This is a genomic window from Nonomuraea sp. NPDC000554 (assembly GCF_040300065.1).
Lineage (GTDB): Bacteria > Actinomycetota > Actinomycetes > Streptosporangiales > Streptosporangiaceae > Nonomuraea.
In genome coordinates this window covers 229,241-248,427 of the sequence record NZ_JBEPDC010000002.1, presented here as the reverse complement: position 1 = coordinate 248,427, position 19,187 = coordinate 229,241, and the positions used below count along the sequence as shown (strand labels likewise).

Genomic DNA, 19,187 nt, shown 5'->3' with positions numbered 1-19,187 from the left:
ACATGATCGACTTCGAACCGCTGGCCATCCTGCCCGGCGCCGCCGCTGGTGGCGGCCTGTTCCTGCTCTTCCTGTCGCTGTACGGCATGCGCCCCAGGCCGTCCCAGCCCAAGCGGCACCTCGTCAAGATGCTCACGACCCGCACCGCGATCGCCGCGGTGGCCGCCACCCTGGTGCTGGTGGTCACCGGCTGGCCGGTCGTGGCCGTCGGCACGGTGCTGCTGGTGTTCGCCTGGCGCGGCCTGTCGGGCGGGGCGGCCGAGGAGCGCGCCGCGATGCGCAGGCTCGAAGGGCTGGCGGCCTGGACGGAGTCGCTGCGCGACACGATCGCCGGCGCGGCCGGGCTCGAACAGGCCATCCCGTCCTCGATCAGAGCCGCCGCGCCCATGCTCAGGCCGCACCTGCGCGCCCTCGTCGACCGGCTGCACACCCGGATGGCGCTGCCCGACGCGCTCTCGCTGTTCGCCGACGAGCTCGACGACCCGTCCGCCGACCTGGTGGTGGCGGCGCTGATACTCAACTCCCGGCTGCGCGGCCCCGGCCTGCGCGACGTGCTCGGGGCGCTGGCCGTCTCGGCCCGCGAGGAGCTGGACATGCGCCGCCGCGTCGAGGCCGAACGGCGCTCCACCCGGCGCAGCGTGCAGATCGTGGTGATCACCGCGCTGGTCTTCGCCGGGCTGCTCGTGGTGTTCAACCCGTCCTACGTCAGCGAGTACGGCAGCGTGCTCGGACAGGCGGTGCTCGTCGTCGTGGCCGGCCTGTTCGGCGCCGGATTCGCCTGGATGCGCAGGCTGGCCAGGTTCGACAAGCCCACACGACTGCTCGTCGGAGGCGGCGATGGTTGAGGCGGTACTCGCGGGCGTCACGCTCGGGCTCGGCCTGTTCCTGCTGCTGCGGGCGCTCTTCCCGGCCAGGCCGGGGCTGGTGGCGCGGCTGCTCGCGATCGAGGCCGTCCGGGGCGACGCCGACGCGCCCCGCATCCAGCTCGTGCTGCCCGACGAGGAGGTCAGCGCCTTCCGCCGGGGCCTGGGCGCTAGGCTGGCCCGCTTCTACGCCGCACGTGGCTGGGAGGTCAGGTCGGTCAGGGCCGACCTGGCGCTGGTCGGGCGGTCGTTCGAGGGTTTCCTGGCCACGAAGGCGCTGCTGGCGGCGGCCGGGCTGCTCGCCTTCCCCGTCCTGATCGGCTGGCTGGCTCTGATGGAGTGGGGCACCTCGTACGCGATCCCGTTCTGGGCGGCCGTGGCCGCGTCGATCGCCTTCTTCTTCCTGCCCGACCTCCAGGTACGCCGCGACGCGGCGGCCAGGCGGCGCGACTTCAGGCACGTCGTCGGCGCCTTCCTCGACCTGGTCTCGATGAACCTGGCGGGCGGCAGGGGCGTCCCTGAGGCGCTGATGATGGCGGTCTCGGTCAGCGGCGACCAGCCCAACTGGGCGATGTCGCGCATCCGTGAGGCGCTGAGCGGGGCCAGGATCGTCGGCATCACCCCCTGGCAGGCGCTCGGCCAGCTCGGCGACGAGATCAACGTGGACGAGCTGCGCGACCTGTCGGCCGCCCTGGGCCTGGTCGCCGACGACGGAGCGAAGGTGCGCGCCTCGCTCACGGCCAGGGCCGCCACGCTGCGCCGCCGGGAGCTGGCCGAGATCGAGGGCAAGGCGGGCGAGCGCTCGCAGTCGATGCTCGTCGCCCAGCTCCTGCTCTGCGCCGGTTTCGTGATCTTTCTCAGTTTTCCCGCCGCTATGAAGATGTTGGGGGCCTCATGAACCATCCCTGGATCGTCTACCTGCAGGCACTGCTGAGCGTGCGCATCCACCGGGCGCGCACCGCACCCACCCGGGGCGCGTCGGCCGTCGAGTGGGTGATCATCACCGCCATCATCGCCGGGGTCGCGCTGGGCCTGGCCACGCTGATCAAAACCCTTGTGGAGCAGAAGCAGAGCGACATCCAGAACAGCTTCGGCGGCGGCAGCGGGAACACGTGAACCTTTCCCGCCCCTGTGGCCGTACTACAGGCCGTAGCAGGGGTCGTACGAGTGAACGTGGCGTGACGGTCGTCGAGCTGGCGCTGCTGATGCCGGTCATCCTCGCCGTCGTGCTGCTCATCGTGCAGGTCGCGCTCTGGTTCCACGGCCGACAGGTGGCGGAGGCCGCCGCCCGGGAGGCCGCCAGGGTGGCCAGATCCGCACCGTTCGACTCGACGGCCTGGGAGGACTCAGCCAGGACGAAGGCCAAGGACGTCATCCAGGCCATCGGCCCCCGGCTCCTGTCCGACGCGGAGGCGACGGTGACCACGAAGGATCCCGACGAGCGCTGGGTCACGGTGACGGGCAGCGCGGTGCAGGTCATCCCCCTGCTGCCGGAGCTCGCCTTCACCATCACCGCCACCTCGGGCGGTCCGGTGGAGTGCTTCCGGCCCGACAACGGAGGGGACGACTGCCAGTGAAGCGTCCGGACCGGGGCTCGATGGCGGTGGAGACCGTGCTGCTGGCGCCCGTGTTCCTGCTCTTCCTGATGTTCCTGGCGGGCGCCGGGCGGCTGGTGGAGGCGCAGGGCGAGGTGAACGGCGCGGCGCGCGACGCCGCGCGGGCGGCCTCGGTCCAGCGGACCTTCGACGCCGCGGGCCAGGCCGCCGAAAGCAGCGTCAAGGAGAGCCTGCAGGGGAACTGCACGACGCCGCAGGTCTCCCTGGACGGGTCGAAGTGGCAGGAGGGCGGCCAGGTGCAGGCCGAGGTGACCTGCGAGCTGGACCTCGGCTTCCTCGGCTTCGGCGGCACCAAGCAGCTGCGCGGCACCTCGGTGGTCCCGCTGGAGCAGTTCAGGAGAGTCGAATGAGCGGCGCCCGCGCCGAGCGGGGGTCCATGTCGGTCTTCACCGTCCTGTTCTCGGTGGTCGTCTTCCTGCTGGCCGGCCTGCTCGTCGACGGTGGCGCGGCCATCAACGCCCGGCTGCGGGCCGCCGACATCGCCGAGCAGGCGGCGCGGGCCGGAGCCGACAGGATCGACGAGGCCCAGCTGCGCAGAACCGGGCAGGTCAGGCTGCTGGACGAGGGCCAGGTCTGCGCCAGGGCCGACGAGATCGTCACCGCGCTGGCCGGCACGGACGTGACCAGGGGCGACTGCGCGGTGGCCGGCGGCGGGGCCGAGGTGACCGTCGCCGTGAAGGTGCGGTGGAACGCCCTGTTCCTGGGAGCCCTCGGGTTCCCCGGCTCGGAGATGGAGGGGCGGGCCACGGCCGGGCCCGAGGCGAGATGAGCCATACCCGATGAGATCTCCCGCTGGATGCGGGTGACGGCCGCACAGCACGCTGAATCCGAGGAAGGAGAGCCGATGCCGACGCGAGAGCCTGTGCCTCCGGGCGGGCGGTCGCGCGCGCCGCGACGGGCGCACGCGCGCATCCCGGCCAGGCGCACCGCCGGTGACGTGGTCGCCGGGCTCGCCGCGCTGGTCGTCCTGGTCGCGCTCGTGGGCGGCGTGCCGTACGCGCTGCTGACGTTCGTCGGGCCGCCGCTCTCTCCCGAACTGCTCGACCTGAACCTGCTGACCAGCCACGTCGGGCCGAGCACGATCATGGCCGTGCTGGTGCTGCTCGTCTGGCTCGCCTGGTTCCAGCTCTTCGCGTGCGTGATGGTCGAGGTGTACGCGGGGGTGCGCCGGGTCGGCATGCCGGCCAGGGTGCCGTTCTCCGGCGGGACGCAGGCGCTGGCGAACAAGCTCGTCTCGGCCGTGCTGCTGCTGTTCACGGCGGGGGCGGTGGCCGTCCCGCTGGCCAGGCTGGCCGCGCCGCCGCCTGCCGCGCCGCCCATGACGGCGGTCGCGTTCTCCGCGCCGATCGTGGAGCAGGTCGCCGACGCGAACCGGACGAAGAAGGTGTACGTGGTGCAACCGCCGCACGGGCGGCACCACGAGAGCCTGTGGGAGATCGCCGAGAAGTGCCTCGGCGACGGGCGGCGATATCCCGAGATCTACCGGCTCAACCAGTACAAGGAGCAGCCCGACGGCTCCCGCCTGCGGATGGCCGACCTGATCAGGCCGGGCTGGGTGCTCGACATGCCCGACGACGCGCGTAACGCGCACATCGTCCCGGTGACGCAGGCGCGGGCGCAGACGCTGAAGGAGCACCCCGCCAGGCCGTCCCAGCACAAGGAGGTCGTCGACGAGGTCCGCGGGCACGCCGAGCAGGAGCAGGGCGTACGGCAGCAGGGCGAGCAGAGGCGCGAGCCGCGGGCCGAGACGACGGCGGCGCGGGAGCGGCCCGCGCAGAGCGAGGGGCTGGACCTCGTCGACTACCTGGCGGCGGCGTCGCTGGCCGCGGCCGGGCTGCTGGCCGCGCTGTCCGGGCGGCGGCGCAGGCAGCTCTGGCGGCGCGCGTTCGGCCGCCGGCTGGCCCGTCCACGTGACGACGCGGCCATGGCCGAGGTCGCGCTCAGGCTGGGCGCCGACGCTCCCGGCGCCCGCATCCTGGACGTGGGCCTGCGGCTGCTCGGCGCCGGGCTGGCCGAGCAGGGCCGTACTCCGCCGACGGTCTACGCGGCCCACCTGTCGCCGCGCACGCTGGACCTCTGGGTCCACCCGCCGGAGGAGGACCCGCCCGCCCCCTGGACCGCCCAGGACGGCGGCCAGGTGTGGCGGCTGCCCGCGCACGAGGGCCGCCTGCTGGAGGAGCAGCCGGGCGGCGCGCCGTACCCGGGGCTGGTGTCGATCGGCACGGACGCGGGCGGACGGGTGCTGATCGACCTGGAGGCCGCGCAGGGCCTGATCAACGTCCGCGGCCCGCAGACCACGGCCGCGCTGGCGGCGCTCGCCGTCGAGCTGGCCACCAACCGCTGGTCCGACGGGATGCGGATCACGCTCGTCGGCTTCGGCGAGGAGCTGACCGCGATCGCCCCCGACCGGATCAGGGCCGTGGGCGGGCTGGCCGAGGTGCTGCCGGAGCTGGAGGCCGCGGCCGTGCCGCGTCAGGAGGTCATGACGGGACGCGTCCACGGGAGCCCGCGTGACGCCCACTACCTGCTGTCGGCGGTGGCGCCGACCCACGAGGAGGCCCGCCGCCTGGCCCTGCTCGCCCGCAAGGACACCGCCGGATATGTCGTGACCGGTGAGGTCCCGCAGGCCACCTGGACCCTGGAGATCACCGACGACGGCAAGGCCAAGATCGCCGAGCTGGGCTTCGAGGTGACCGCCCAGCTGCTCCCGCGCCGCCACTACAAGGCGCTGGTGGACCTCTTCCACACGGCCGACCAGCTCGACGGCGAGGTGATCCTCGCCCCGGAGCCGCTGGACGAGCTGCACCCGCCCGCGGTCGAGATCAGGATGCTCGGCCGGATCGAGGTCGTTGGGCTCGCCCCGCTGGAGGAGGGCCGCATGGCGCTCGCCAACGAGATGCTGGTCTACCTGGCCACCCATCCTGGCGGCGTGCACCCGGTCGTGCTCGGCGGCGTGCTCTGGCCGCGCGGCGTCCAGGACATGGTCAGGGACGCCACGATCGCCAGGGTCGCCGACTGGCTGGGCAGGGAGCACCTGCGCACCGACGAGGCGGGCAGGCTCAGGCTGGGCCCGCGCGTGCGCACCGACTGGGCGCTCTTCCGTGAGCTGGTACGCCGCTCGCACGGCGACCCCACGGCGCGTGCCGTCCTGCTGGAGAAGGCGCTCGGCCTGGTCAGGGGCCCGCTGCTGGCCGGGCGCTCGCCCGGCAGGTACGCCTGGCTGGCGGCCGACGACCTGGAGTACGACGTCGCGGCCGGGGTCGCCGACGCCGCGCACCGCCTGTGTGAGATCCGGCTGGCGCAGGGCGAGCCGGACGCCGCGGTGGCCGCCATCCGGGCCGCGCTGCTGCTGGCCACCGACGACGAGGGGCTCTGGCGCGACCTGCTGCGGGCCACGCACGCCACCCACGACCTGACGCGGCTGCGCGCGGTCATCGAGGCGCTGACCCGCAGGGCCGCCTCCCATCCGTACGGCGGCGGATTGGCCCCGGAGACCGAGGCGCTGATCGACGAGCTCCTCCCGTCGTGGCGCATCCACGTAGTCAGGGAGTCGACAGCATGAAACGGACACCAGTGCTGGCTGCAGGGCTGGGGGCGCTCGTCCTGCTGGCCGGTTGCGGCGGAGGAGCGCCCGAGCGGGCGTACACGCCTGCCGCCGCGGCGCCCAGCCCGCAGCAGACCGCGGCGCGGAGCACGCCCACCGAGACCCCCGGCGACGGGACGATCAGCGTGGGCCGGCAGCTGCGGATCCGGGTCGACTGGCCCGAACGTCGCGACCCGCTGCTGAGGCTCTTCGTCGACTACTACGTCGAGTCGTGGAAGGCGGTCGTCCTCGGCGACGGCGACTTCGGGAACAACCTGGAGCTGTCGGCGATGCCCGAGGCCGACAGGTGGGTGCGGCTCTTCACCGACAAGGGCTGGACCATGAAGGGCGTCGCCCGCCTGTACGACATCCGCGTCAAGTCGACGTACGGCAAGGGCGCGCAGGTCAACACCTGCGTGGACGAGACCGGCCTGAGCCTGCTCTCTCCCGAGGGCCAGGTCGTCAAGAAGCCGTCGACCTGGCCGCGCAAGCCCTTCCTGCAGGCCGTGATAGCGCACCGCGACGACCAGGGCGCCTGGCGCATCAGGACGTTCCTCAACGACAAGGAAGGGTGCCCCCGATGAAGAGCCTGCTCCACGTGCTGGCAGCGGGTCTGCTGCTGCTCGACCCGCCCCCCGGCGACGGAGTGGTCCACGGCAGGGGCTTCGAGAACGGCAACACCAAGGGCGTCGAGCTGGCCTTCTCGAAGATCGTGATCACCGGCGACGGGGCCAAGGGCGGTAGGAGCGACGGCTACCAGCTCAAGCGTCCTTGCTGGTACGAGCCGGGCGCGGACGCCGCCGAGATGCTCAAGACGCAGGAGGGGCTGCGCGACTTCTGGTTCAAGTTCACCAAGAACGCCAGCGAGGAGGGCTTCCAGCAGTTCATCCAGCAGTTCAAGGACAAGATCGGCAAGCCGGGGCGCTGGTGGGGGCCGGCCTACAACGCGTCCGACCCCAAGGGCGAGTCGTGCTTCGGCAGCCTGGACCCGTTCGTCTTCGTGCCGCCCGGCACCACTCCGCCGTCCGGCATCACGATCCAGGAGCTGGCCGAGATCGCCAGGGCGGCGCTGACCGTGCCCGAGCCGCAGCTGAAGCTGAGCCCCGACGCCAAGAGCTACGTGAACCTGCCGACCTGGGTCTGGCTTGACGACGCCGGCCAGACCAGGCGCACGGTCACCGCCACGATTCCGGGCGTCATGAGCGCGACCGTGGTGGCCACGCGGCAGGACATCAAGATCGATGCGGGCACCACCGCCGACCGGGCCGAGGTGCGCCAGGACGGGTGCGGCGCGTCCGGCAAGCCGTACGTCACGGGTGGCGCGTTCGCCTGCGGCGTGCGCTACCTGCGCGCGTCGATCGACCAGCCGCGCGAGGTGTACCAGCTCACCGTGACCACGGTCTGGCCGGTCCAGGTGGCTGGGAACGCGGTGCCGGTCCAGTTCGCTCCCGCGCAGGCGAGCACCACCCGGGACGTCCCGGTCGGCGAGGTGCAGAGCAACGTCAAGACGCCCTAGGCGATGACCGAGGCGAGCGGGGCGAGTTCCGGCTGTCCGGCCGCCTCCGCCAGCACCTCCTTGAGCACCGTGTCGTGCGTGGGGCCCGCCTGGGCCAGCAGCTCGCGGCCCGCCGGGGTGACCTCGGTGTAGATCCCCCTGCGGTCGTCCTCGCACAGGTATCTCGACAGCAGCTCGCGGTTCTCCAGCCGGGTGACGAGCCGGGTGGTGGCGCTCTGGCTGAGCACGACCGCGCGGGCGAGCTGCTGCATGCGCATGTGCCAGCCGTCCTGCCTGTTGAGGACGTCGAGCACGGTGTACTCGCTCACGCTCAGCCCGTGCGCCTTCTGCAGCTCCTTCTCCAGGCGGTCCTCGATCTTCGCGTGCAGCGCGGCGAGGGTGCGCCAGCCCTGGGCGCGCGCCTCGACGGCGTCGTCGGCTAGGGGCATGTGACACCTTCCTCGGCTTGCTTGTATGGTGAGTTAGTCGGCGTGTGCAAATAATGCTCACGCTTACTAACGTCGTCTGAGGAGTATTCTATGCCTCTCGCCCTGTTCGCCCTCGCGATCAGCGCCTTCGGCATCGGCACCACCGAGTTCATCATCAACGGGCTGCTCCCCGAACTGGCCGCGGACTTCGGCGTGACGATCCCCGCCGCAGGCCTGCTCGTGTCGGGGTACGCCCTGGGCGTCGCCGTCGGCGGCCCGCCGCTGACCATGCTCGGCGGCCGGCTGTCGCGCAAGACCATGCTGCTGTCACTGATGGTGCTGTTCATCGCCGGGAACCTGCTGTCCGCGCTCGCCCCCACGTACGGCGTGCTCATGATCGGACGCTTCCTGGCGGCCTTCTCGCACGGCGCATACTTCGGCGTCGGCTCCGTGGTGGCCGCCGACCTGGTCGCACCGCAGAAGCGGGCCAGCGCCATCGCGCTGATGTTCACCGGCCTGACCCTGGCGAACGTGCTCGGGGTGCCGCTCGGCACCTGGATCGGGCAGGCGTTCGGCTGGCGGGCCACGTTCTGGGTCGTGGTCGTGATCGGCGTCGTGGGGCTGGCCGGGGTGCTCGCCCTGGTGCCCGCTCAGCCGCGCCCCGAGTCGGGCGGCCTGCTGCGCGAGCTGGGCACGTTCCGCAAGGGCGGCGTCTGGCTGGCGCTGGCCATGACCGTGTTCGGCTTCGCGCCGGTGTTCGCCGTGATCACCTTCATCGCCCCGATCATGACCGGGGTCGGCGGGTTCTCGCCCGGCGCGGTGCCCGTGGTGATGGCGCTGTTCGGAGTCGGGCTGGTGGTGGGCAACCTGATCGGCGGCCGGCTCGCCGACCGGGCCGTCATGCCCGCCATCTACGGCTCGGTCGGGCTGCTCACGTTGCTGGCCGTGGCCGTCGCGCTGCTGGCGGGGAGCCAGGTGGCGTTCGTCGTCGCCATCACGCTGTTCGGCGTGGCGGCCTTCGCCACCGTCCCGCCGCTGCAGACCCGGGTTCTGGACGCAGCCGCAGGCGCGCCCACGCTGGCCTCAGCGGCCAACATCGGGGCCTTCAACCTGGGGAACGCGATCGGGTCCTTCGTGGCCGGGCTCACGATCGACGCCGGCCTCGGCTACACCGCGCCCGCCTGGTCCGCCGCCCTGCTCGGGCTGGCCGGACTCGCGGTGGCGGGCCTCGCCGGCGTCCAGTCCCGCCGCCACGAGGCCGTCCCGGCCTGACGCCGGGCGGCCCCGAAGTCGGCCCCGAAGTCGGCCCCGAAGTCGGCCCCGAAGTCGGCCCCGAAGTCGGCCCCGAAGTCGGCCCCGAAGTCGGCCCCGAAGTCGGCTACGCCCTGCCGGACTCGTGCGCCAGCAGCCACTCCTTCACGGGGACCCCGTAGTAGTAGCCGCCGAAACCGCCCGTGGTGGGCAGGACCCGGTGACACGGCACGAACGGGGCGATCAGGTTCTGCGCGCACGCGGACCCGGCCGCCCTGGCCGCCGTCTTCGGCAGGCCCGCCCGCTCGGCCAGCTCGCCGTACGACACCGTGGTGCCGGGCTTCACCTCGCGCAGCGCCTCGTGCAGCCGCTTGCGGGTGGGCGTGCCCGGCTGCTCGACCGGGATGGCGTCCAGCGCCAGCAGGTCGCCGTCGAGGTAGTCGCGGACGGCCTGCGAGGCGAGGCCGAGATCGTCCACCACGTCCAGGCCCTCGGCCTGGAGGGCGGGCGCGAGCCTGACGAACATCTCTTCGGGGTCGGCGGTGAAGCCCGCCGCCACCAGCACGTCCTCCCGCATCAGCAGGGACAGCGGCCCGATCGGCGTGGGGAGGACCTGAGCGTTGATCATGATGAACTCCAGAGGTGCAGCGCGGCGTAGGCCCGCCAGGGCCGCCACCGCTCGATGTGGTCGTGCGGGATGCCCAGGGCGGCCATGCGCTTGTTGAGCACGAGGTCGCCGGTGGGCCACGCGTCGGGGTCGCGCAGCGCGCGCAGCCCGATGTAGCTGGCGGTCCACGGCCCGATGCCGGGAACCTCCAGCAGCTCGGCCACGGCCTCGCCGGGGTCCTGCCCGCCGTCGAGGTCGAGGCGGCCGTCGGCCGTGCGGGTGGCCAGGTCTTTGAGCGTGTCGATCCGCCGGTTCGTCAGGCCCAGCCCCTGCAGGTCGGCCTGGAGCAGCTCGGCGGGCGTGGGGAACAGGTGCGAGAGCCCGCTGCCGGCCCCGGCCCCGCCCTCCGGCGTGCGGCTGCCCGCCCTGGCCACGATGCGGCCCAGCAGGGTGCGGGCGCCCGCGACCGAGATCTGCTGGCCCACCACGGCGCGCACCGCCAGCTCGAAGCCGTCGAACGTGCCGGGCACCCGCAGGCCGGGACGGGCCTCGACCAGCGCGCCCAAGGACGTCTGGCCGAGCGCCTCGGCGATGGCCTCAGGGTCGGCGTCGAGGTCGAGGAGGCGGCGGCAGCGGGCGACGATGCGGGCGAGCTGCCGGGTGTCCTCGATGGCGACGTCCAGCGCGATGTGGCCGGGCTGCGGGGTGAGCGTGATCGCGCCGCCGGGCACCGCCCGGCTGTAGGACGTCCGGTCCGCCGCCTCCAGCCCGGGGATCGCACGGGAGGCCAGAAAGGCGAGCACCCCGTCGGCGTCGTACGGCTCGCGCCGGTGCAGGCGCAGCCGGAGTGTCGCGGGCGCGGCCACCACGGGCGCCTCCGCCGGGCAGCCGCCGGGCGACGTGCCCGTCAGCGACGCGTCCGCCGCCTGGCCCGGCGTGGCGCCGCTGGATGCCGTGCCGGTGCCGCCTGCCGTCGTGCGGTCGTCTCGTGCCGTGCCGGGGCTGCCTGCCGTGGCGCGGCCGTCCCTGCCCGCGTCGGCCGCCGTGCTGGTGGCGGCTGTTCTGGCCGCGCCGCCCGCGGTGGCGCGCAGCTCGCTCGGGGTGAAGCCGTACGTCTCGCGCATCGTCGCGTTGAACTGGCGGACGCTGCCGAACCCCGCCGCGAACGCCACCTCGGTGACCGGCAACGACGTCTCGGTCAGCAGCTGCTTGGCCAGCAGGAGCCGCTTCGTCCTGGCGACGGCCAGCGGGCCGACGCCCAGCTCGGCGACGAACAGCCGGTGCAGGTGCCGCTCGGTGATGTGCAGGCGGCCGGCCAGGCCCGCCACGCCACGCTCGTCCGCCGCGCCGTCGTCGATGAGCCGCAGCGCGCGTCCGATGAGGTCGCCGCGCAGGTCCCAGCCGGGATCGCCCGGCGACAGCTCGGGACGGCAGCGCTTGCAGGGGCGGAAACCGGCCGCCTCCGCCGAGGCCGCGTGCCGGTAGAAGCGGACGTTGCGCGAAGCGGGGGTGCGGGCCGGGCAGATCGGACGGCAGTAGATGCGCGTCGTGGTCACCGCCGTGTAGAAGCGCCCGTCGAACCGGGCGTCCCGGGCGGAGACCGCCCGGTAGCAGGAGTCGAAGTCGAGCTCTAGTGGTGACATGCCTCCGAGCGTAGGCGCTCGTCACACGCCCTGACTGGCGGAAATCGGACACGACCGTGAAATCGCAGGTCACCAGCTCGCAGGGGGTGACTGGCGGGAATCGGACCTGTGGGCATGCCGTGTCGCCGCGATCAGGTGAGGGTGCGGTTCAGGGGCGGACCCGGGCGGCTGGTTCGGGGCGGACCCGCGCGGCCGGTGAGCCAGTGGGCGGTCAGGATTGGCGGCGGAGGGGGCCGAAGGCGAGGGGGAGCCAGCTCAGCGCCATGACGACGCCGCCCGCCCAGAGCGGCGCGCGCAGCCCCCACACCTCCCCGAGCAGCCCGGCGAGCAGGCTGCCGAGGCCGAGGGCGCCCATCAGCAGCAGCCGCATCGTGGCCGTCATCCGGCCGAGCAGGTCGTCGGGCGTCACCCGCTGCCTCAGGCTGACCAGCAGGACGTTGTTGATCCCGGTGCGGAACGTCAGCGCGAACCAGGCCGCGGCCCCGGCCACCAGCCAGCCGCCCCGGTCGAGGAACGGCACCAGCAGCGCCGTCGGCGTGGTCACCAGGCTGACGAGCCAGACGCCCCTGCCCGTCCCGAAGCGCCGCCCGATCAGGTGCGCGGCCGACGATCCGGCGAGCACTCCCAGGCCGCCGACCGCCAGGAACGCCCCCAGCACCCACTCCGGGTAGCCGAGGTGCTCGACGATCAGCACGGGCAGCAGCACCGAGCAGAGCGGGAACGCCAGGTTCGCCATGGTCCCCTGGGTGAGGGCCGCGACCAGCACCGGGTTGCCGAACAGGAAGCGCACGCCGTCCACGATCCGGCTGCGCAGCGACTCATGGGCGGGCCGGGCGCTCGGCGCGGGCGGCGGTTCGTGGACCCGGCGCAGCCAGGCGGCCGACCACAGGTAGCTCAGCGCGTCCAGCAGGATGGCCACGGGCGCGCCGGCGAGCTGCACGAGGACGCCCGCCGCGCTCCTGCCCGCGATGTCCATGCCCGCGCCGGTTCCCACGAGCAGCGAGTTGGCCGCCGTCAGCCGCTCGCGTCCGACCAGCCCGGGGACGAGGCTCAGCGACGCCACGTCGAACAGCAGCGACCCCGCCCCGACCAGCATCGCGACCAGGTAGAGCTGCGCCATGGACAGCCACCCCAGCCACCACCCGACCGGCACCGACGCCAGCACCAGCGCGCGGGCCAGATCGGTGGCGACCATCAGCGGGCGGCGCCTGAGCCGGTCCACCCAGGCGCCGGCGGGCAGGCCGAGCACCAGCACGGTCAGCGTGCTCAGCGCGCTGAGCAGGCCCACCTCGCCCGGCCCGGCCCCGAGCGTGGTGACCGCGAGCAGGGGCAGGGCGACGTAGCCGATCTGGCTGCCGAGCTGGCTGATCGCGCCGGCGAGGTAGAGGTTGCGGAAGCCGGGCTGCCGCAGCAGGGGCGCTTCGGTCAAGGTTGCCGTCATGGCGCCAACGATGCTGATATGGCCTCCGACGGCGCCATCGATTAAGTAAGACGCGAATCCATGACTCTGGATCTCCACTTCACGGCCCGCGACGTGGCCAACACCCGCTTCGCGGTCTCCCCGCTCGGCGAGGTCATCACCAGCGTGCGGGTGGTGAAGAACCCGGCGGCGCACCCGCTGCTCAGGCCCTGGGCCGAGCGGGTGCGCAGGCGGCTGGAGGACGTCGACTGGCGGCTGCTGTCGGACCTGGTCCCCGTCCCCACGGTCTCCATCGCGGGCTTCGCCTGCACCCCGCCGTCCACCTCGATGCCGGACCTGGAACTGGAGCTGGCCACCATGCGCGGCGCCGCCGCCCGCGTCAGGACGGACCTCGACCACATCCGGACGCCCAGGACGAGGCGCGTCCAGGCGCTGTACGACGACCCGGAGAAGGGGCTGGAACGCCTGGCGGAGGAGGTCGCCGGCTACTGGGAGGCCGCGATGGCGCCGTACTGGCCGAAGATCAGGGCGCTGCTCGAAGGCGAGATCCTGCACCGGGCCAGGCTGCTGGCGGAGGGCGGCGCGCAGCGCATGCTGGCCGACCTCGACGCCTCCGTCACCTGGGCGGACGGCACGCTGCGCCTGGAGCACCGGTACGTGTCGGGAGACCGCTCGCTGCGCGGGCTCGGGCTGCTGCTCGTGCCGTGCGTGTTCGCCTGGCCCAGGGTCTTCTCGGTCACCACCCCGCCGTACCAGCCGACGGTCCGCTACCCGCCGCGCGGCATCGCCACGCTCTGGGAGCGTCGCGAGCTGGACGTGCCGGAGGCGCTGGCCGCGGTGCTCGGCAGGACGCGCGCCCGGCTGCTGGCCGAGCTCGACCAGCCCGCCTCCACCCGCGACCTGGCCCAGCGCGCCGGACTCTCAGAGCCCGGCGTCAACCAGCACCTCACCGCGCTGCGCAGGGCCGGTTTCTGCACCGCCCACCGCACCGGGCGGTACGTCCTGTACGCCCGGACGGCCACGGCCGAGGCCCTGCTGAGCGGCCACTACTTGGACGAGACGCCCACGCCCAGGTCGAACTCGCGGTAGACGCGCGCCCAGAACCCGTCGCGCAGCCAGACCCGCGCCTCGGGGAAGGGCCGCAGCGAGTGCCCCAGCTCCTTCTCCGCCTCGATGAGCAGCTCGGTGTCGATCACGGTCGGCAGGATCGGCCCCGGCAGCAGGTCGCGGATGTTGTCGCGGCCGCGCGTCAGGATCCACTTCTGCGCCACGTGCTCGCCGACGTCCTCGACGCGCGGGCGGTTCGGCCCGAGCTTGGCCACCTGGCCGGGCTTGACGTGCGGCTTGACCGGAGTGCGCCCGGCGAAGACCTGCGCGGGCGACGGCGCGGCGGCCGGCGGTGTGACCGGGACGGGCTGGGGAGCACGGCTGAAAAAGGGCCTCAGGAAATCGGCGGAGATCACTTCTACGGTGTCGGACTCCCACACGAGCCGTTCGGCCTGGTTGGTGCCGTACGGCGGTTCGACGCCCCACAGGTGGATGCGCACCCCGTACGCCTGGGCCGCCTCCACCGCGGGCACCATGTCCTCGTCGCCCGCCAACAGGATGGTGTCGGTGACCGCGTGATGCCTGGCCAGTGCCTCCAGATCGCTCCTGATCTGCGCGTCGACGCCCTTCTGCTGGCCTCGCGCGTTCAGGTTGCCAAGCCGGACCTTGACCCACGGAAGCTGGGCGATGACGCGCTGGTCGACGGTGGGAACACGGTCGCGGGCGGCGTCATACCAATAGATCCGCAGTAGTTCGCCGGAAATTCGTTCCTCGGCATGTTTCTGTAGACTCTGGATGAGCTCATCGGCGGCCACCCGGTATTCCTTGCGCTCCTTGGCGCCAAGCAGGACTTCACCTGCGGCGGCGTACAGGTATCCGACGTCCACCAGGACGGCGTACTTTGCTGCCACAGGATGCGGCATGAGGTCTGGGATGGCCATGTTCGTCCTCCAGGCCGCGGCGTTCGTTGATCGGCTGACTATATACGTGCCTACTTTTCTAGATAGTCCCAACTCCTGGGAAGCTTGACACCCGTTTCCCTGGATCTATCTAGGGTAGGCCGCTCATCCGCCAAGCCGACTTCCCCGGTGAGAGTGGGTTACGCATCGTTCTCGCCGGGTTTCGCCACGTTTGACTTCTGGGTGCGGGCGGCGGCGCCGGTTCGGCCTCTCGCGTGGCGAGAACCGCCACGAGCGCGGCGATCTCCTCAGGGGTGGCGTCACCCCGAACAATCTTCAAATGTCCACTCATAGTGGGATGTTCCCATGCTTCTTGGGCGGCAGCGAGGCGCGCTTGTTCCGCAGTGCACGGAGCGCCCTGACAACCTGTGCCCGTGTTTCGGCCGGCCGAATCACCGCGTCGACGTAGCCGCGCTCGGCCGCGATGTACGGGTTGGCCAGCGTGTCCTCGTACTCGGTCACCAGCCGGGCCCGCTCGGCGTCGGCGTCCTCGGCGGCGGCCAGCTCGCGCCGGTAGAGGATGTTGACCGCGCCCTGCGCGCCCATGACCGCGATCTGCGCGGTCGGCCAGGCCAGGTTGACGTCCGCGCCGAGGTGCTTGGAGCCCATGACGTCGTAGGCGCCGCCGTACGCCTTGCGGGTGATCACGGTGACCAGCGGGACGGTGGCCTCGGCGTAGGCGTAGAGCAGCTTGGCGCCGCGCCGGATGATTCCGTTCCATTCCTGATCGGTTCCTGGGAGGAATCCCGGTACGTCGACAAAAGTCAGGATCGGAATATTGAAGGCGTCGCAGGTGCGAATGAATCGGGCGGCCTTTTCGGATGCGTTGATATCCAGACATCCAGCGAAATGCATGGGTTGGTTGGCCACGACTCCCACCGGACGCCCGTCCACCCGGCCGTAGCCGACCACCACGTTCGGCGCGAACAGCGCGTGCACCTCCAGGAACTCGCCGTCGTCCAGCACGCGCTCGATCACCCGGTGCATGTCGTACGGCTGGTTCGCCGAGTCGGGGATCAGCTCGTCCAGCTCGGGGTCGGGCTCCAGGTCCGCGGCGGCCTCGAGCGCGGGCGTCTCGTCCAGGTTGTTGGACGGCAGGTACGACAGCAGCGCCTTGACGTACTCCAGCGCGTCGTTCTCGTCCGAGGCCTGGTAGTGGGCCACGCCCGACTTGGTGTTGTGCGTGTGCGCGCCGCCGAGCTCCTCGAACGTGACCTCCTCGCCGGTCACCGTCTTGATCACGTCCGGCCCGGTGATGAACATCTGGGACGTCTGGTCCACCATGACCACGAAGTCGGTCAGCGCGGGGGAGTAGACGTGCCCGCCCGCCGCGGCGCCCATGATCAGCGAGATCTGCGGGATCACGCCCGACGCGTGCACGTTGCGCTTGAAGATCTCCGCGTAGAGTCCGAGCGCGACCACGCCCTCCTGGATGCGCGCGCCGCCGCCCTCGTTGATGCCGATGATCGGGCAGCCGGTCTTGAGCGCCAGGTCGAGCACCTTGACGATCTTCTCGCCGTAGACCTCGCCGAGCGAGCCGCCGAAGACGGTCACGTCCTGCGAGAAGACGCAGACCTGCCGGCCGTCGACGGTGCCGTGCCCGGTGATCACACCGTCGCCGTAGGGGCGCCGGTTCTCCAGCCCGAACATCGTGGAGCGGTGCCTGGCGAACTCGTCGAACTCCACGAACGAGCCCTCGTCCAGCAGCGCCAGCACCCGCTCGCGGGCCGTCATCTTGCCCTTGGCGTGCTGCTTCTCGACCGCCGCCGCCGGCCCGGCGTGGACGGCCTCGTCGAGCCGCCGCTCCAGATCGGCGATCTTTCCAGCGGTGGTGTGGATGTCCGGCATATCCGGCATAGCCTCGGCAGCTGTCATGCGCGCAAGGGTAATCCCTCCTCATAGAGTGGATCCATGACGCATGCGGTTCGCACCGAAGGTCTGTTCAAGAGGTTCGGGCCGCAGGTCGCGGTCGCGGGTGTCAACCTGGTCGTCCCCGCGGGCAGTTTCGCCGGGCTGGTCGGGCCCAACGGCGCGGGCAAGACCACCACGCTCAGCATGGTCACCGGCCTGCTGCGCCCCGACGGCGGCCAGGCCGAGATCGACGGGCTCAGCGTCTGGCGCGACCCCGTCCAGGTCAAGGCCAGAATCGGGGTGCTGCCCGAAGGGCTCAGACTGTTCGAGCGGCTGTCAGGCCGCGAACTGCTCCTCTACTGCGGGCGGCTGCGCGGCATCCCCAAGGCCGACGTCGAGGGGCGCGCCCGCGAGCTGCTGCACGTGATGGACCTCGACGGCGCCGCCGACAAGCTCGTCGTCGACTACTCCACCGGCATGCGCAAGAAGATCGGCCTGGCCGCGGCGCTGCTGCACAACCCGTCGGTGCTCTTCCTCGACGAGCCGTTCGAGGGCGTCGACCCGGTCAGCGCCAACACGCTCGCCGAGGTGCTGCGGCGTTTCACCGAGTCGGGCTCGACCGTCGTCTTCTCCAGCCACGTCATGGACCTCGTCGAGCGGCTGTGCGACTGGGTGTCGGTGATGAGCGGCGGCCACATCGTGGCGCAGGGCCCGCTGGAGGAGGTCCGCGGCGGGAGCAGCCTCAACGAGGCGTTCCTGCGGCTGGTCGGCGGCCGGCGTGACGAGGGCGGCGACGGGCTGTCCTGGCTCGGCGCCCAGACCAGGGAGCGGTAGTGGCCACCGTCCTGCTCTTCGGCGGGCTCAAGCTCCGCCTGCTCGCCGGGAACCTGCGCGGCGACGTCCAGCGCAAGCTCGGCTTCGTCTTCACGCTGATCATGGCCGTGGTCCTGGCGCTGCTCGGCTTCCTGCTGATGGCCCTGCTCCGGCTGGCCCCGCACGACGTCGCGGCCGATCTCGTCACCGTCGCGTACGCGCTCTTCTTCGTCGGCTGGATGGTCGTGCCGCTGCTCGCCTTCGGGCTCGACGACACGCTCGACCCCGCGCGGCTGTCGCTGTTCCCGCTGCGCACCCGCGAGCTGGCCGTCGGCCTGTTCACCGCGTCCGCCACCGGGGTGTGGCCCGCGGCGACGCTGGTCGTGACCGCGGGCGCGCTCGCCGGGCTGGCCACGGGCGTCGACGGGGTCCTGCTCGGGGTGCCGGCCGTGCTGCTCCAGTTCGCGCTCTGCCTGGTCACGTCCCGGCTGGTCACCACGTCGCTGTCGGGCGCGATGCGCACCCGGCGCGGCCGGGACGTGCTCGCCGTGTCGGCGATCTTCGTGGTGCTCCTAGCGCAGCTTCCGAACCTGGTGCTCAACCGGGGCCTCGGCGACCCCGCCGCGCTGCTGCACGGCACCGCGAGCTTCCTCAGGTGGACCCCACCGGGCATGGCGGCGCACGCGATGGCCGCCGGCGGGCTGACCGGGCTGGCCGAGGTGGCGATCCTGGCGGTCGTGGTGCTGGTGGTCGGCTGGCTGTGGATCAAGGCGCTGAGCCGGGCGCTGGTCATGCCCGACGCCTCCACCCGGGCCGCGTCCGTGCGCAGGGAGAGCGGGCTGGCCGACCGCTTCCTGCCCGACGGGCCGCTCGCCGCCGTGGTGACCAAGGAGCTGAAGTACACCAGGCGCGAGCCCAGATTCCGGGTGTCCTGGTTCGTCGCCATCGTGGTCACCGTCGTGCTCGCGTTCTCGCTGACCAGCAACGGGGCGCCCGTGGGCTCGTGGGTGCCGGTGCTCCTCACCGCGTCAGGGGCGACGATGATCGCTCTGCAGTCGGGCAACGCGTACGGCCTCGACGGCCCGTCGCTGTGGATGAACGTCGTCGCCTGCGGCTCGGAGCAGGGGCTGCGCACCGACCTGGCCGGGCGGCACCTCGCCCACGCCCTGCTCGCCACCCCGCTGCTCGCCGCCCTCGCCGTCGCCGCCGGGCTGTACACCGGGCACCCCGGCGCGATCGTCCCGGCGATGCTGGCCGGGTGGGGCGCTCTCGGCATCGGGCTCGGCGTCGGCGCCGTGACCAGCGTGACCATCCCGTACACGGTGCCCGAGCGGCTCAACGCCTTCAGCGGCGCCGCCCCCGGGCAGGGCGGCCAGGCGTTCGCCTCGTCCATAGGGGCGCTGCTCGGCATCGTCGCGCTGTCGCTGCCGTTCGTGGTGGCGCTCGTCTTCGGGGCCCTCTGGGTTCTCGTGCTCGCGCCGTTCTACGGGCTGCTCGCCGAGGTGCTCGGCAGGCGGCTCGCGGCGAAGATCGGGTTCGGACGGCTCCCCGAGCTGGTGGCGGCGGTGTCGCGGCCGACCTGAGCACCGGCGACGCCATTGGTCTAGTCCA

General features: G+C 72.3%; 20 protein-coding genes. 13 read left to right on the top strand and 7 right to left on the bottom strand.

The features are described 5' to 3' along the window. Positions 1 to 2: 2 nt before the first annotated feature. The 9 genes from ABT294_RS05095 to ABT294_RS05055 all read left to right on the top strand — a co-directional run bounded on the left by ABT294_RS05095 (position 3) and on the right by ABT294_RS05055 (position 7,578). A complete protein-coding gene (locus ABT294_RS05095; RefSeq protein WP_350803641.1) occupies positions 3 to 845 on the top strand; it encodes a type II secretion system F family protein in 843 nt (280 codons plus the stop codon). Continuing rightward, positions 838 to 1,761 carry a type II secretion system F family protein gene (locus ABT294_RS05090; RefSeq protein ID WP_350803640.1) on the top strand — a complete coding sequence of 308 codons (924 nt, stop codon included), beginning with the start codon at positions 838 to 840 and terminating at the stop codon, positions 1,759 to 1,761. The genes ABT294_RS05095 and ABT294_RS05090 overlap by 8 nt, the downstream gene beginning before the upstream one ends. Continuing rightward, on the top strand, positions 1,758 to 1,979 hold the full coding sequence (locus ABT294_RS05085; protein ID WP_350803639.1) for a Flp family type IVb pilin: 222 nt from the start codon (positions 1,758 to 1,760) through the stop codon (positions 1,977 to 1,979). The genes ABT294_RS05090 and ABT294_RS05085 overlap by 4 nt, the downstream gene beginning before the upstream one ends. A 62-nt stretch (positions 1,980 to 2,041) precedes the next feature. After that, positions 2,042 to 2,440 (top strand): TadE family protein, encoded by a 399-nt coding sequence (locus tag ABT294_RS05080; RefSeq protein WP_350803638.1) that lies wholly within the window; start codon positions 2,042 to 2,044, stop codon positions 2,438 to 2,440. Beyond that, positions 2,437 to 2,829 carry a TadE/TadG family type IV pilus assembly protein gene (locus ABT294_RS05075; protein WP_350803637.1) on the top strand — a complete coding sequence of 131 codons (393 nt, stop codon included), beginning with the start codon at positions 2,437 to 2,439 and terminating at the stop codon, positions 2,827 to 2,829. Before ABT294_RS05080 ends, ABT294_RS05075 begins: the two co-directional genes overlap by 4 nt. Beyond that, positions 2,826 to 3,248, top strand: a complete 423-nt coding sequence (locus ABT294_RS05070) for a TadE/TadG family type IV pilus assembly protein (protein WP_350803636.1) — start codon at positions 2,826 to 2,828, stop codon at positions 3,246 to 3,248. Before ABT294_RS05075 ends, ABT294_RS05070 begins: the two co-directional genes overlap by 4 nt. Positions 3,249 to 3,323: 75 nt before the next feature. After that, a complete protein-coding gene (locus tag ABT294_RS05065) occupies positions 3,324 to 6,041 on the top strand; it encodes a BTAD domain-containing putative transcriptional regulator (RefSeq protein ID WP_350803635.1) in 2,718 nt (905 codons plus the stop codon). Further along, complete coding sequence (locus tag ABT294_RS05060; protein WP_350803634.1) at positions 6,038 to 6,646, top strand: hypothetical protein; 609 nt, start codon at positions 6,038 to 6,040, stop codon at positions 6,644 to 6,646. The genes ABT294_RS05065 and ABT294_RS05060 overlap by 4 nt, the downstream gene beginning before the upstream one ends. Next, positions 6,643 to 7,578 carry a hypothetical protein gene (locus tag ABT294_RS05055; protein WP_350803633.1) on the top strand — a complete coding sequence of 312 codons (936 nt, stop codon included), beginning with the start codon at positions 6,643 to 6,645 and terminating at the stop codon, positions 7,576 to 7,578. The genes ABT294_RS05060 and ABT294_RS05055 overlap by 4 nt, the downstream gene beginning before the upstream one ends. Here ABT294_RS05055 and ABT294_RS05050 read toward each other — a convergent pair. Next, positions 7,575 to 8,006, bottom strand: a complete 432-nt coding sequence (locus ABT294_RS05050; protein WP_350803631.1) for a MarR family winged helix-turn-helix transcriptional regulator — start codon at positions 8,004 to 8,006, stop codon at positions 7,575 to 7,577. The two genes, ABT294_RS05055 and ABT294_RS05050, sit on opposite strands and share 4 nt — an antisense overlap. A gap of 90 nt (positions 8,007 to 8,096) precedes the next feature. Between ABT294_RS05050 and ABT294_RS05045 the strand changes: the two genes are divergently transcribed. Next, the gene (locus ABT294_RS05045; RefSeq protein ID WP_350803630.1) at positions 8,097 to 9,257 is read left to right on the top strand and encodes an MFS transporter; all 1,161 of its coding nucleotides are present in this window, start codon (positions 8,097 to 8,099) and stop codon (positions 9,255 to 9,257) included. Between the two features lie 106 nt (positions 9,258 to 9,363). Here ABT294_RS05045 and ABT294_RS05040 read toward each other — a convergent pair whose 3' ends face one another. The 3 genes from ABT294_RS05040 to ABT294_RS05030 form a co-directional block, all read right to left on the bottom strand. Then, entirely contained in the window at positions 9,364 to 9,864 is a 501-nt protein-coding gene (locus ABT294_RS05040; RefSeq protein WP_350803629.1) for a methylated-DNA--[protein]-cysteine S-methyltransferase, read from the bottom strand. Next, complete coding sequence (locus ABT294_RS05035) at positions 9,861 to 11,486, bottom strand: AlkA N-terminal domain-containing protein (RefSeq protein WP_350803628.1); 1,626 nt, start codon at positions 11,484 to 11,486, stop codon at positions 9,861 to 9,863. Before ABT294_RS05035 ends, ABT294_RS05040 begins: the two co-directional genes overlap by 4 nt. A 211-nt stretch (positions 11,487 to 11,697) precedes the next feature. After that, positions 11,698 to 12,927, bottom strand: a complete 1,230-nt coding sequence (locus tag ABT294_RS05030) for an MFS transporter (protein WP_350803627.1) — start codon at positions 12,925 to 12,927, stop codon at positions 11,698 to 11,700. A gap of 60 nt (positions 12,928 to 12,987) precedes the next feature. On the opposite strand from ABT294_RS05030, the gene ABT294_RS05025 reads away from it, so the two are divergent. After that, positions 12,988 to 13,995: an ArsR/SmtB family transcription factor gene (locus ABT294_RS05025; RefSeq protein ID WP_350803625.1), complete on the top strand. Its 1,008-nt coding sequence runs from the start codon at positions 12,988 to 12,990 to the stop codon at positions 13,993 to 13,995. Here ABT294_RS05025 and ABT294_RS05020 read toward each other — a convergent pair. From ABT294_RS05020 to ABT294_RS05010, 3 genes are all read right to left on the bottom strand, one after another. Next, positions 13,953 to 14,894: an NYN domain-containing protein gene (locus tag ABT294_RS05020; RefSeq protein WP_350803624.1), complete on the bottom strand. Its 942-nt coding sequence runs from the start codon at positions 14,892 to 14,894 to the stop codon at positions 13,953 to 13,955. The two genes, ABT294_RS05025 and ABT294_RS05020, sit on opposite strands and share 43 nt — an antisense overlap. A 109-nt stretch (positions 14,895 to 15,003) precedes the next feature. Continuing rightward, positions 15,004 to 15,204 carry an acyl-CoA carboxylase subunit epsilon gene (locus ABT294_RS05015; protein WP_350803622.1) on the bottom strand — a complete coding sequence of 67 codons (201 nt, stop codon included), beginning with the start codon at positions 15,202 to 15,204 and terminating at the stop codon, positions 15,004 to 15,006. Beyond that, the gene (locus tag ABT294_RS05010; protein WP_350803621.1) at positions 15,201 to 16,787 is read right to left on the bottom strand and encodes an acyl-CoA carboxylase subunit beta; all 1,587 of its coding nucleotides are present in this window, start codon (positions 16,785 to 16,787) and stop codon (positions 15,201 to 15,203) included. Before ABT294_RS05010 ends, ABT294_RS05015 begins: the two co-directional genes overlap by 4 nt. 36 nt (positions 16,788 to 16,823) lie before the next feature. Here ABT294_RS05010 and ABT294_RS05005 point away from each other — a divergent pair, with 36 nt between their 5' ends. Both ABT294_RS05005 and ABT294_RS05000 read left to right on the top strand, forming a co-directional pair. Then, positions 16,824 to 17,597, top strand: coding sequence for an ABC transporter ATP-binding protein (locus ABT294_RS05005; RefSeq protein ID WP_350803620.1), 774 nt, complete (start codon positions 16,824 to 16,826; stop codon positions 17,595 to 17,597). Then, entirely contained in the window at positions 17,597 to 19,159 is a 1,563-nt protein-coding gene (locus tag ABT294_RS05000) for a hypothetical protein (RefSeq protein ID WP_350803619.1), read from the top strand. The genes ABT294_RS05005 and ABT294_RS05000 overlap by 1 nt, the downstream gene beginning before the upstream one ends. The last annotated feature ends 28 nt before the right edge of the window (positions 19,160 to 19,187 follow it).

What these genes read in the sequence shown, in the direction of transcription:
- ABT294_RS05095 (WP_350803641.1), top strand. Translation starts at nt 3, where the DNA reads ATGATCGACTTCGAACCGCTGGCCATCCTGCCCGGCGCCGCCGCTGGT.
- ABT294_RS05090 (WP_350803640.1), top strand. Translation starts at nt 838, where the DNA reads ATGGTTGAGGCGGTACTCGCGGGCGTCACGCTCGGGCTCGGCCTGTTC.
- ABT294_RS05085 (WP_350803639.1), top strand. Translation starts at nt 1,758, where the DNA reads ATGAACCATCCCTGGATCGTCTACCTGCAGGCACTGCTGAGCGTGCGC.
- ABT294_RS05070 (WP_350803636.1), top strand. Translation starts at nt 2,826, where the DNA reads ATGAGCGGCGCCCGCGCCGAGCGGGGGTCCATGTCGGTCTTCACCGTC.
- ABT294_RS05065 (WP_350803635.1), top strand. Translation starts at nt 3,324, where the DNA reads ATGCCGACGCGAGAGCCTGTGCCTCCGGGCGGGCGGTCGCGCGCGCCG.
- ABT294_RS05060 (WP_350803634.1), top strand. Translation starts at nt 6,038, where the DNA reads ATGAAACGGACACCAGTGCTGGCTGCAGGGCTGGGGGCGCTCGTCCTG.
- ABT294_RS05055 (WP_350803633.1), top strand. Translation starts at nt 6,643, where the DNA reads ATGAAGAGCCTGCTCCACGTGCTGGCAGCGGGTCTGCTGCTGCTCGAC.
- ABT294_RS05050 (WP_350803631.1), bottom strand. Translation starts at nt 8,006, where the DNA reads ATGCCCCTAGCCGACGACGCCGTCGAGGCGCGCGCCCAGGGCTGGCGC.
- ABT294_RS05045 (WP_350803630.1), top strand. Translation starts at nt 8,097, where the DNA reads ATGCCTCTCGCCCTGTTCGCCCTCGCGATCAGCGCCTTCGGCATCGGC.
- ABT294_RS05040 (WP_350803629.1), bottom strand. Translation starts at nt 9,864, where the DNA reads ATGATCAACGCTCAGGTCCTCCCCACGCCGATCGGGCCGCTGTCCCTG.
- ABT294_RS05035 (WP_350803628.1), bottom strand. Translation starts at nt 11,486, where the DNA reads ATGTCACCACTAGAGCTCGACTTCGACTCCTGCTACCGGGCGGTCTCC.
- ABT294_RS05030 (WP_350803627.1), bottom strand. Translation starts at nt 12,927, where the DNA reads ATGACGGCAACCTTGACCGAAGCGCCCCTGCTGCGGCAGCCCGGCTTC.
- ABT294_RS05025 (WP_350803625.1), top strand. Translation starts at nt 12,988, where the DNA reads ATGACTCTGGATCTCCACTTCACGGCCCGCGACGTGGCCAACACCCGC.
- ABT294_RS05020 (WP_350803624.1), bottom strand. Translation starts at nt 14,894, where the DNA reads ATGGCCATCCCAGACCTCATGCCGCATCCTGTGGCAGCAAAGTACGCC.
- ABT294_RS05015 (WP_350803622.1), bottom strand. Translation starts at nt 15,204, where the DNA reads ATGAGTGGACATTTGAAGATTGTTCGGGGTGACGCCACCCCTGAGGAG.
- ABT294_RS05010 (WP_350803621.1), bottom strand. Translation starts at nt 16,787, where the DNA reads ATGACAGCTGCCGAGGCTATGCCGGATATGCCGGACATCCACACCACC.
- ABT294_RS05005 (WP_350803620.1), top strand. Translation starts at nt 16,824, where the DNA reads ATGACGCATGCGGTTCGCACCGAAGGTCTGTTCAAGAGGTTCGGGCCG.